At 25.6% G+C, this 12776-nt stretch carries 12 protein-coding genes and 1 pseudogene; all 13 read right to left on the bottom strand.

Annotated elements, in window-relative coordinates; all coding sequences use genetic code 11:
- Positions 1 to 162: 162 nt before the first annotated feature.
- The gene (wecB, locus tag Q0K54_RS01380; protein ID WP_294578049.1) at positions 163 to 1266 is read right to left on the bottom strand and encodes a non-hydrolyzing UDP-N-acetylglucosamine 2-epimerase; all 1104 of its coding nucleotides are present in this window, start codon (positions 1264 to 1266) and stop codon (positions 163 to 165) included.
- 497 nt (positions 1267 to 1763) lie between these two features.
- Entirely contained in the window at positions 1764 to 2996 is a 1233-nt protein-coding gene (locus tag Q0K54_RS01375; protein ID WP_294578048.1) for an oligosaccharide flippase family protein, read from the bottom strand.
- Positions 2968 to 4011 (bottom strand): polysaccharide pyruvyl transferase family protein, encoded by a 1044-nt coding sequence (locus Q0K54_RS01370; RefSeq protein ID WP_294578047.1) that lies wholly within the window; start codon positions 4009 to 4011, stop codon positions 2968 to 2970. Before Q0K54_RS01370 ends, Q0K54_RS01375 begins: the two co-directional genes overlap by 29 nt.
- Before the next feature lie 45 nt (positions 4012 to 4056).
- The gene (gene wzy / locus Q0K54_RS01365) at positions 4057 to 5481 is read right to left on the bottom strand and encodes an O-antigen polysaccharide polymerase Wzy (protein ID WP_294578046.1); all 1425 of its coding nucleotides are present in this window, start codon (positions 5479 to 5481) and stop codon (positions 4057 to 4059) included.
- On the bottom strand, positions 5471 to 6577 hold the full coding sequence (locus Q0K54_RS01360; RefSeq protein ID WP_294578045.1) for a glycosyltransferase family 1 protein: 1107 nt from the start codon (positions 6575 to 6577) through the stop codon (positions 5471 to 5473). Before Q0K54_RS01360 ends, wzy begins: the two co-directional genes overlap by 11 nt.
- Position 6578: 1 nt before the next feature.
- The gene (locus Q0K54_RS01355; protein ID WP_294578044.1) at positions 6579 to 7616 is read right to left on the bottom strand and encodes a hypothetical protein; all 1038 of its coding nucleotides are present in this window, start codon (positions 7614 to 7616) and stop codon (positions 6579 to 6581) included.
- Between the two features lie 573 nt (positions 7617 to 8189).
- Positions 8190 to 8292, bottom strand: a pseudogene (locus Q0K54_RS13745) (DapH/DapD/GlmU-related protein); the annotation flags it as partial.
- A 379-nt stretch (positions 8293 to 8671) separates the two neighbouring features.
- The gene (locus Q0K54_RS01345) at positions 8672 to 9520 is read right to left on the bottom strand and encodes an NAD(P)-dependent oxidoreductase (protein ID WP_294578042.1); all 849 of its coding nucleotides are present in this window, start codon (positions 9518 to 9520) and stop codon (positions 8672 to 8674) included.
- Positions 9495 to 10520 carry a hypothetical protein gene (locus Q0K54_RS01340; protein ID WP_294578041.1) on the bottom strand — a complete coding sequence of 342 codons (1026 nt, stop codon included), beginning with the start codon at positions 10518 to 10520 and terminating at the stop codon, positions 9495 to 9497. The genes Q0K54_RS01345 and Q0K54_RS01340 overlap by 26 nt, the downstream gene beginning before the upstream one ends.
- Positions 10521 to 10559: 39 nt before the next feature.
- Positions 10560 to 11351: an NAD-dependent epimerase/dehydratase family protein gene (locus Q0K54_RS01335; RefSeq protein WP_294578040.1), complete on the bottom strand. Its 792-nt coding sequence runs from the start codon at positions 11349 to 11351 to the stop codon at positions 10560 to 10562.
- Positions 11348 to 11968: a sugar transferase gene (locus Q0K54_RS01330; protein ID WP_294578039.1), complete on the bottom strand. Its 621-nt coding sequence runs from the start codon at positions 11966 to 11968 to the stop codon at positions 11348 to 11350. Before Q0K54_RS01330 ends, Q0K54_RS01335 begins: the two co-directional genes overlap by 4 nt.
- Before the next feature lie 3 nt (positions 11969 to 11971).
- Entirely contained in the window at positions 11972 to 12496 is a 525-nt protein-coding gene (locus Q0K54_RS01325; RefSeq protein ID WP_294578038.1) for a sialic acid O-acetyltransferase, read from the bottom strand.
- A partial coding sequence (locus tag Q0K54_RS01320; protein WP_294578037.1) for a polysaccharide biosynthesis protein occupies positions 12496 to 12776 on the bottom strand: 281 nt, incomplete at its 5' end. The genes Q0K54_RS01325 and Q0K54_RS01320, both read right to left, overlap by 1 nt.

Here is a 12776-nt window from a genome sequence, read left to right as displayed (position 1 = left end):
CTTGCAGGCATATTAAATCAACCAATAACCAATTATTATCTGACATCCAAGCAAATAAAAATGATGCTAACTCGATAGCAATATCAAATTAGCACCATTTTTTTCTTTTTAACTGCCAAAGACAGGTAGCATATTGATTATAGACCACTAAAAAAATAAATTTTATATTCCAAAACTTTGAAACAATATTTCTACAATCTTTTTACAAGCTGTTCCATCGCCATATGGATTACTAGCATTTGACATCTTTTTATACTCATTTTCATCATTTAATAGTTGGCTAAAAGCATTATATATTCTCTCTTCATTTGTCCCTACCAGCTTTAATGTGCCAGCAGCTACTCCTTCTGGTCTCTCAGTAGTATCTCTCATTACTAAAACTGGTTTTCCTAATGAGGGAGCTTCTTCTTGAATCCCACCTGAATCTGTTAGTATTAAGTAACTTTGATTCAAAAAATTATGAAAATCAATTACTTCCAGTGGTTCAATAATATGAATCCTATCATCATCTTTAAATATTTCATTTGCAAGCTCTCTAACAATAGGATTCATATGTATTGGATAAATAGCCTTCAAATCATTATGTTCATCCATCACTCTTTTTATGGCTCTAAACATATGTTTCATTGGTTCACCAAGGTTCTCTCTTCTATGTGCAGTAATCATAATTAGCTTTGAACCTTTTGCCCACTCTAATTCTGGATGATCATAGTTTTCTCTCACGGTAGTTTTTAGAGCATCTATTGCTGTATTTCCTGTAACGAAAATATTTTCTTCTTTTTTTCCTTCGTTAATAAGATTTTGTTTACTCATTTCTGTAGGAGCAAAATTATATTTTGCAATAATACTTACTGCCTGGCGGTTAAATTCTTCTGGATAAGGCGAATAAATATCATAAGTTCTAAGTCCTGCTTCAACATGACCAACAGGAATTTGTAAATAAAAACAAGCCAAAGATGTAACAAAAGTTGTGGATGTATCTCCATGAACTAATACAACATCTGGCTTGACTTCTTCAAGAACCGATTTTATCTTATTTAATATATTTGTTGTTATATCAAACAATGTTTGTTTATCTCTCATAATTGATAAATCATAATCAGGTTTAACATTAAATACTTCTAATACTTGATTCAACATTTCTCTATGTTGACCGGTGACACAAACAATTGTTTTAATATTTTCTCTAGTTTTCAACTCATTAACTAATGGGCACATTTTAATTGCTTCAGGGCGTGTCCCAAATACTAACATTATTTTCTTCATTCAAAGTTCTCCTAATATTTTTTGATTTTATAAATTAAAAATTGTACTGAAATAATTGGCTTTTAATATTTTACTTCAGTAATCTCTATCTATATTAAAAAAGTAATAGACTATAAATTACACATGGCAAACCACATCGATAAAATCTATTACCCAATTATTAAATAACGTTCTTTTATGTATTATTTTGTTATAAAACAAGTATTATTTTCTTAATAAAATACATAATGACTGATGCGTGGTTAATAAGATTAGAAATATGTACACTATTATCTAATTTAATAAATCTTAATACTATAAAATAGCCATATTTGTCTACTATTTAAAAATTTATATATTAAAACGTTTGTAATAGTTGACTCTTTTTCATTATGATATCAATCTATTCATCCACCATAAAACACCAATAATTATAAGAAATTTTTCATAGCTATTGTCTGTAGTATTTTATATACTACTACAGACACCTAATTGCCACATTACTACAAAATTATCTTCTATTTAAATAAATATCTAAAATATCGATATACAATATATCTTGTCACAAAAAGTAAAAATTCAGAGAAACTAGTAATAATAGCTAGACTAAATAAATTAAATTTGTCTGTAACAATTAAAAATACTATTAAAACAATTTGAACCAAGGCAGAAAATACTGTTGTTATCGTTGTTTCTCGTATTTTTTTTATTGCCCCTAAAACAGGCCATCCATAAATCATAGAATAAAATGAAAAAATTAAAACTGGTAATAATATCAGTAATATTATTGCCGAAGAGTAATATTTATCTCCAGCAATGAAAACAATTATTGTTCTTCCTGCAGTAAAAACAATTATACATCCAATAAAAATTAATACCCCCATCATTAAATTGATTCTATTGATTAATTTGATATTCTTATTCTTTATCATATAAGGATATAGACCATTAATAATAGGAGAATAAATGGATTTAACTGCATTTACAATTTGCATACATAGTCCCCAAGATGCAACATCACTAGTATTTAAATATATTCCTGTTATAACAGTAGTTAATGCTCCAAAAACTGTAGTAGAAAAATTGGATAAAAAATAATTAAATGAAAATATTATATCTCTAAACCATTTTTTATAATTCGAAAAACTGATAATGATTTTTTTTTGTTTGATAAAATACAAAGATATAATTACTGCTATTAAATTTCCAATTATCTCTAATAATGCTATTAACTCAAGATGGCTATCATTTTTTACAAATATAAATGTTAAGCATGTTGAAATTATTTTACTTACTATTAATGGTATACTTAACTTTTCCATTTCTTCAATTCCACGAAATAGAAAATCAAACATAAACACTGTTAAAAAAATTGAAACATAGTAAATAAATACAAATAAACTATATTCTTTCAATATTTTAATATTACAAACCGCGATAACAAGAATTAATAAAGCAACAATACTTAATATACATTTTTCTATTAATGTATCCCCAATAATATTACCAATCTTTTTTTTATTTCCATTACACTCTACTATCAGTCGTGTAGACGACAAGATAAAACCAAAATCTATTAATAATTGAACATATTGCATCCATGTTTTAACATATGTTACTACGCCATAAGCATCTTTAGATAATACACGTGCTAAATATGGTAAAATCACTAATGGAAGAAGCATTTTTACAATAGTTAAAATATATAGATGAAAAGTATTATTAACAAGTTGTTTGTTTGAGCTTTTCATCTAATAATGTCCAAGTAATATTTGCTTTAGATATTGCTTCATCAGGTATAACTATCTTTTTATCATAATACTCTTCCATCAGCTTATATATATAATAACTATTAGTATCAAAAAGAGAAACACATCTTGCTTCTTCACCAATTTGTTTATAAAACCTTGTTGTCTTTTCTGGATGAACTGCGGAAACAATAACACTTTTATTAAACATACAAGATACTACTCCGAGATGTAACTTACATGTTAACACTAAATCTACTTTTTTTAAAAACTCAGTAAATACAAATGGTGAATCATAATGAAATAACTCGGTTTTTGTATTAATTTTTCGACTAAAAATTTCAAAAAGCTCCTTTTCTTTATTTAAATAGCAGTCTGAAGTAACTATAACACGATAATTCTTGTGTTTTTCTAAAAATAAATTTATTGCTTCTGCAAATTTTTCAAGTGCAATCATTGAATGATTATAATGAACCAGCAATATTTTAGTGCCATTGTTATCTGTCTTATAATCTTGTAATAAATTTTCATCTATATTAAATTTAAACTTTTGACTAATAATCAAATCTGAAGATTCAATTATTCTAGATTTTGTATGCAAATTTGATAACGCTTCATAAGATTCATGATCTCTTACAGTAATAAAATCAGCTTTAGACACAAGTTTTCTTATTGTTTGTTTCATTAAAAATGAATTTATTGGCCCTGCACCAATAGCTATAATAAACAAGCGCTTTTTATGATAAAGTGACTTTAAACCAAAAATCATAAATCTTAACCACTGTATTAAATTATCTCTAAAGCGTGCATCGTGTCCTTCACCAAAATATCCTCCAGGTATATATATAGCACAATTACAATTGTTCCATTTTATTTTTGTTTTCTTTGACAAATTCAAATATTTAACAAAATAATCTGATGGATTATAAAAATCTATTTCATTATTTAAATCAATGTTCTTTAAATAATTATAAATTAAGTATCCATATAGAAAATCACCGTAATTTGATGACCCCATATCAGTAGCTCCATGTAATAAATATTTCATCTCGTATTATCAAAATCAATTTGATAACTTTTCCCTCCTTGTTTTCTTTTTAATTAAAATATATTTTATTAAAAAAACTGTAACAAAAAAATATACCAATGTTCGCCAACAATCAAAGAACTCTGCTCTAACAAGAACTATCAGTATATCAAAACAACAAAAATAAATCGCAGCACTATAATTATCTGTAAACTTCTTTAAATATCTATTAAAAAATAAGTAAAATAAAAAACCTATTATGAACGAAAACATCAAACCACCTAAATATCCAAAATTCCAATACATATCTCCAAACATACTTGAACCTACAGGTAAATTTAAATATTCGTTTATTACATTAGTAGAAGAAGCTTTATAAAAAAAATCTCCAACTAAAGGATTAATAGGTAGAAATGAAAAAATAGTTCTTAAAAATGTCATACCATATTCATAGCCCATAATTGCAGGTACATATTTAACTATATTTGTTACAGAATATATGACCATACCAACTTCTGATAAAGTTTCTGCAAATAATATAGGTATTGCATTAAAACTAAAAATACTTTCTATATATTTCATAGGTATTAAATCTAGAGTTGTTCTGTATTCTCGAATCACATAAATTAAATCTAAAAATAGATACCCTAAAATAAATAATAACAAAACTTTTTTTAAACTTATTTTTTTCTTTAAGTTCGCCAAATAGCATAATACTAAAGTAACAATATCAAATATTTCTTGTTTTCTACTTCCTGTTAAAATCATTGTGATTACAATATACGATATAACAATCACCATAATTATATTTTTAAACTTACTCATTTTTTTAGAATACATCAAAAAAATAACTCCAGGAACAAATAGTCCTGCAAATGTATATAAAAAACCAGATACTGCATAATCAGAATAAGCTACATAAGTATTAGCCCCCATCATATATATAATTGTTGGTACATCACAAATAATTCTAAATATACCACCAAAAATACTCATAAATATACCAGTATAATAAACTAACTGATCGTCATATTTTGAATTATTATCAATATTATCACGCGTTATCTTCCTATTTCCAAATAGAGCGTATCCTATTGTAAATAAAAAAATAGCTGGTATAACATAACTAATTGCCTGAAACATCTCATTTGAAGAATAAAAATATACTGGATCCCAAATATCACTTTCTAAATTTAACCATTTTAAAAATATAGTTCCAAACATAAAAAAATTTGATAAAATAATAAATATCAATCCAAAATCATAGTATTTTACTTTTTTTATAAAAATAAGAATATATATTTCAACGATAAAAAAAATAATAATCCACGGCATAAAATAGGATATATAATCATTTACAATATTGGTATTATTTTTAGCATAATTTAAATTAAGAAAAAAAATGGTCAAAAGTACTAAACTAATTAAAATAACAGTAATCTTATATATTTTAAGCTTCATTTTTACCTATCAATTTCTCATAATATATATTTTCTAACTGTTTAGCTTGTGAAATAATATCATATTTAGATCCAATCATGGAATTATAAATCATTTCTCTAGAATTACCTGAATTTAACTCAATGCTTAATATTTCTTTTGACCAATATTTTGACCCATACTTTAAATCTATATATTTAATTTTTTTTGTTATATTTACTTCTTTTGTAACAGAATCAGAACATAAAACTGGCAATCCAGCAGCTTGCATTTCAACTAATACTACTGGCAAACCTTCATATAGAGAAGTTAGTATGCCTATATCTGCAATACTCATTATTTTATTTACATCATTCCTATTTCCAAGAAAAAAAACTTTATCTATTATCCCGAACTCCTTGCATTTTTCCTTAATAGAACTCATCAATGGTCCATCACCTAATAATATTAATTTGTAATCGGTTGAAAGCTTTGTTAATTCATAAAATACATTTATTAAAAATTTATGATTCTTTTGTTCATTAAATCTAGCAACGCAACATAAGATAATATCATTATTAGAAAAATTTCTTCTTTTCTTATCTCTATAATCTATGTCAAATTTGAAATTTTCCAATTCTATGGCATTGTTTATTATTGTAAACTTTCTTTTACCAAATAAATAGATACCTGCATCTTCACCACAGGCAAATCTATCAGTACAAAATAAATCTATTATTAGTGAAGATATTTTTTTATAAATCTTTTTAAAATGAACAATTGTTTCTTCTGTCATATGAGCATGAACAATTCTAACTTTTATACCACAAAAAAATCCAAATATTATCCCTAGTAGTGATGATTTATTACCATGACAATGTACTACATCATACTCATTATTTTTTACAACTTTATAAATATCGATTATACCTTTAAATAAATTATCACTTAATTTATGAACATGATAGACATTTGCACCTAGTTGTAAGAAATCATCTTCAAGTAGCCCTTTTTTAAAGCCAGGAACTATTATACTAAAGTGTATTTTCTTCCTATTAATATGTTTATAATAATTAAGTAAAAATTTCTCAACACCACCGCCATCTAATGCTGTTGACATATGTAGTATCTTAATCATATCAAACTCCTTTATTAATAATTCTTCTTATCTCATTTAAACTATCTATATTTGTTTTTTTGACATTTTCATTAAATTTATCTAATTTTTCAATAATTTCTTCAGTTAATTCAAATTCTAATAATTCATTTTTTAGATTAGGGTTATTATCAAATATAAAACCAATTCCCAGATCAGTTGTGACTTTCTGCATATAGGTCTTATCATTAACAATAATTGGTATTTTCAGATTAGTTGCAAAATACAACTTATTTGAAAGTGCAAAATCTAATTTTGGAGTATTGTTACCGTAAGCATTTAATATAATATCAGTATCTTCATAAAGATAGGAAATATCATCAGGATTAAATCTCTTGCCAAAATATACATTTTTTATTTTATGATCCAAACAATATTTATTTAATATTTCTGAATTCTTGCCAATGAATTTTAATAAAAATCTATCATCATTTGCAAAATAATCAATAACCTTTTTATTCATCTCTAAATAGTTTACAGTCCCTATAAATGATATTGTTAATGATTTGTTTTTCTTTCTTTTATGTATTTTATAATGTTCATCTTGAGTATTATGGATAACTAAGTAATTTATATTTTTGGGTAAAAAACTCTTGTATGCCGGAGATGATATAACAATAGCTTTACACTTTTCAAAGCATTTTCTTTCTAACCAATAAAATAAAATATTATTTTCTAAAGTATAGTCTCTAACATCAACAATAAAGTTAGAATTTATTTTTTTAAAAACCTTATAGTTTAGTACCGCTGATAAAGAGCTTAAGAAAATAATAATTTCATAATTATTTTTTTCTAATATATTAAAAGTAAATTTGGTAAACTTGTAATATCCGATTAATTTTTTTTTTGTATTTGTAAATCTGTACTTAAACTGATAGAGATTTTTTGCATGTGAATATTCTTCAGTACAATCTCTATTCCAGTAAATAATATCAAAATCTTCTTCAAGAATATCTTCATAAGCTTTAATATAGGGAACGTTATATAAATTACCTACACAAACAAAACATATTCTACTCATAAACTATGCTCCAAACCTTTCTTTTATTTTTATAAATGATATTTTATTTAATCAATATAATAAAAAACTAAATAATTCTATTTATACTTTATTTCTAAAATATCATTTTATCAAATATTTGTTTTATTAAATTTCAAACCTTATTAAAATTTATTTAAAATTGTACTTGAATACCCATAATCGTCAGATTGATGAAATGTCTAAATATTTTTCACTACATACACTACATAAATACAGATAAAATTGATATTAACATTTTAATATTTTGTATTTACCTGTTGAATGTGGGTATTCAAAAAATAGTATCGATTTATAAATATTTCAACATACATTATCATAATTACCTTCAACTCATATTTTTATTTATTTTAAGAGGTTTTCATTAACTATTAACATATTTTAATCGAGCAATATTTATATAACAAAAATAAAGTTATAATTAATCTACAATGATTTATAAATATATTAATATGAACATTGTTATTTATGATACAGTCTCCCAGATTTCTTTTTTTTCATTATATACTTTCAAACAAAAAGCTGGAGTACCTACAATAATACAATTATCAGGAAAACACTTTGTAACTACGCTATTAGCTCCAATAACACATCCATTTCCTATTTTGACACCAGGTAATATACACACATTTTCACCTATCCAAACATTGTCTCCAATTATAACGTCATCTCTATATAATGCTCTATCGTTAGGTGGGGTCATCGGAGAATCTTGTAAACACCCTTTATAACTCCCATGGCTAGTATCACTAATAAACACTTTCGATGCAATCAATACATTGTTTCCAATTTTAATATTTTTTAAAGCAACAATATGTGTATTGTCGCCAAATTGACAATTATCACCAATATATAGTGTTTTTTCTTTTCCATCTAAATCAAATCTACAAAATCTACCTAAAGTTAAATTTTTTGCACCGACAATGCTTTTCTTTCCTCTTATATATACAGGTCTTCTTATAAATCTTGTTTGATAAAAAAATAATTTTGTATAAATAAGGGAATAAATATTCTTTATACTTTCACTAAACGAATATTTATTTTTCATGATTTTTATCCTCACGAACTATTTTTTCTATTAATTTAATTTTAAAATCATCACCCCAGATTGCTTTTGAATCATACGGTCTATCAGGAAAAACTCCATAATTAAGTCTAATATCATAATTATTTTCTTCAATAAATTTTTCCACTCGATCTGACAATTTTTCAGGTCTTCCAGAACAAATATTAATTATTCCATTTATTTCTCTTTGTGATATTGTAGTAACAACCTGTTTGCAAAACACATCATAATCTAAAAAATCAAATTGGTTTAATCCCATGGTAAAAGGAAACTCTTTTTTTCCTTCTTTTACTGACTGAGTTATTTTTGAAAAAATAGAACTTCCACTTGTGCTATTTCCAACTATATAGAACCCTCTTAACCACTGAAATATAACCTTTTCTTTACAATCAAGTTCCACAGCTTTTCTTAATGCATTTTTACTAATTCCGTATAAACTCTCCGGATTACAAGGTGTATTTTCATTTATACTACCCTCATAAAATCCAATTTCATGCATACTACCTAATCCAGCAAATTGCTTAATACCCCCATTTATCATTTTATGTATAAAATCATAATGCAATGGTAAATCATTTAAATGATTTATAGAATTATGAACAAACCCATCACGCCATGCTAAGTGTAATAAAATATCAGGTTTATCAAAATAATTAAATGGATCTTCAATACCAAATATATTAGCACATTTAATAGTTGCTCTTTTATCAATTAAATCATCTTTAATATCAGTTGCAATAACTTCATTTCCACTATCAATAAGTTTTCTTGTTATTCCTTGTCCTAAGTAACCATTAGCCCCCGTTACTAATATCTTCATTTACATCATCTCCCATCAGTGTTTCAATCCAAGAACTTAATGAATACTTTCTATATATTTTTTCATCAAGATCAATATATTCTCTATTTATGAAATTTTTGTCTATAGTAAAATGTTTTCTATCAATAATTTTAATATTATTTGCATTATAAAAATCATAATTAATTATATCTTTATTGGTTGTTACTAGTTTTTTCTTTAGTCCGAGAATTTCTATAGTTCTCATTGTTAGACCAGTTTGATTTGGATGTTGGATATCAATAATAACTTTTGATGCATCAACAATTTGAGAGATATCGTTAGCAGATAATTTATCATATTTAAAATCTGTAATTTTTGTATCTCTGAATTCTGGTTTAGTGAGCTTATAAAAATAATATATAAACTTACTTTGCAAAAATGGATAAAAATACATATTTAAACCTTCATCTTCAGCCCGTTTTTTAATATGTTTTAATATCTTATACCTATCAGAATGAATTGTTCCAATAAAACACAAATCATATTTATTTCTCTGATTACTTTTTTCTCTTTGATATTCGTCACAATAAAATAATGGTTCGAAACGTAACAATTTATTTTTTTTACAATCGAATCTATCAAATGAATATATATAATCAAAATATTTAAGCTTTTTTTCAATATTCTTAACATTTTGAAGAGAATCATATAAATATAAACAAAATATACTGTTACAAAAAGTTTTTTTATATTCTTCCAATACTTTTGTAGTTGCCATTTCGCATTTAATAAAAAAAACAAAATCATAATGATTCTCTTTCAATCTATTTAATATATTGAAATAATACATTTCTGTTTTCTTTTTATATATATTAGGATTTATCTTTAAAATAGTTTTTTGAAAAGAACTTTTTATGGATCTTTCATCAAACATATCCACTTTTGCTCCTAATTCTTCCATTTTATTTTTTATCTTAATTTCATATCCAAAAAAACTAGGTGCAAAAAAAAGAATCTTTTTCATTTCTAATGATTTCATCTACTGACTCCCAAAATATTCAATTTATAAATAATGTAATTATTTTTTTTCATAAACTAAATTGCCAAAACATTTTGTAATTACCCCAACTTTGCCAATTAATAACCGTATTATTTGATTAAACAAAGCTATATATATTACATTAATATCTTCTAATTGCATTTGGTTTTTAACAATTTCAAATGTGCACATATACTTATCATTCTGGGGTAATAATATTCCTTTAGTATCTAGACAAATTGCTTTTTCTACTTCCATACAAAGCTTTTCTACTGATATAGCACTTCTTTGATTTTTTATCGTTGGAAAAACGTGTATTTTCCTTACTAGTTTATATAATTTTGTTAAATTACCAGGACTCTTATCTCCGTATACCATTGGCGGTCTTAATACACAAACTTTAAAATTATCATCATTTAGCTTCAAAATCTCTTTTTCCGCTTGTAATTTACTTTTACCGTAATTAGTTTTTGGGTTTGTAGGTGTATCTAAAGTAATATAATCATTTGAATAGTCTAATCCATATACACTCATTGAACTCATAAAAACAAATTGATGAACTTTAGATTGTTTTGCTTTTTTTGCCACTTTAATGGCTAAATCTCTATTTATTTCATAATATAAGTGAGCATTATTTTTAGTTTCCTTTATATGAGCTATACCAGCTACATGAAAAATTGAATCATATCCACTAAAATCACATTTTTTCCAATTTGGATTGATCATATCTAATGTATCTATATGATAATCATCTTGATGGTTTTCTTCGATATACTTTTCAAACGATGTACCGATATAACTATTGGCTCCAGTTATTAATATTTTCTTCATGTTATATCACCATCTTTTTTATGTAATTCTCCAGTTCCTCCTTCAACTACTCCATCAGATTTAATAACTGACAAAATAGTTCCAAAGAAGCATTTAACATCAAATAAAAAAGAGATACGTTCCACGTATTCTCCATCTAATCTTGCTTTCACTGGTATTTCTAATTCATCTCTACCATTTATTTGTGCCCAACCGGTCAATCCTGGTCTTACATCATTAGCGTGATACTTATCCCTTTGAGCCACTAGATCATCCTGATTCCATAAAGCTGGTCTTGGTCCAATGATTGACATTTCACCTTTTAAGATATTTAGTATCTGTGGCAATTCATCTAATGATGTCTTTCTTAAAAAATGTCCAGCTTTAGTGATATATTGGTCAGGATTAGCTAACATATGAGTTGGCATATCTTTGGGTGTATCAATATACATTGTTCTAAATTTATAGATATTAAAATATGTTTTATGTTTGCCCACTCGTTTTTGTTTAAATAATATTGGTCCTTTACTATCTAATTTTATCCAGATACATAAAATTAGAAATACTGGGCTTAATATTATCAAACCACAAAGTGATAAAATAAAGTCAATAATTCTTTTTATTCCCCTTTTATACATCCATTATCCCCTTTCTTCGATAATATTCTTTCTATCAATAACCATTGAACTACTGATAGTTTCCAATGGTTCGATATGTGTTTTAGGTCTGATTACACAATGACCATATATCAATACAAATTTATCAATGATAGTATCATGATGAATGATCGTATTACTGCTGATAATTGATCCTTCTTCTACTATTGCCTTTGATTCAACTGATACAAAAGGAAAGATAACTGTTCCTTCTTCAATAATTGATGTAGATGAAATAAAAGACATTGGATCGATCAATGTTGCAATAGACATATTCATTTGTTTGCATTTTATAGTTAGCTGATGACGTATTTGATTATTACCAATTGCTACAAATACTTCATCATAATCATTTTTAAATTTAGATAAATCATCTATTTTGCCTACTACATAGTTATCATTTGAATTATCATCTAAAAAATGAATCGTATCATAACGATTCATTCGCTTTGCAATGTCATAGCAGCATCTACCATGGCCACCAGCTCCAATTATTAATAGCTTTTTCATCATTTTGATACACCTTCTTCCTTTGGTTTATAAGTTGGTACGATTTCTTTTACTAATGATCGAACATCACTGGTTTCTTTATAAACCGCTTCTTTTAAGTTTGTTAGTTTATTAAAGAAAGTCTCTTCATCTAATTCAATTGGTTTTCCAATATGGATCAGATGATTTGGTGTATCTTGTAATCCTTCTTCTTTCATTAATAATTCTTCATATAATTTTTCACCAGGCCTTAATCCTGTATATTCAATCTTGATATCAACATCTGGTTCGTATCCTGATA

The sequence above is a fragment of the uncultured Thomasclavelia sp. genome (genome assembly GCF_944324745.1).
In the GTDB taxonomy this organism is placed as follows: Bacteria; Bacillota_I; Bacilli_A; order Erysipelotrichales; family Coprobacillaceae; genus Thomasclavelia.
This window is presented reverse-complemented; position numbering and strand designations above follow the sequence as displayed.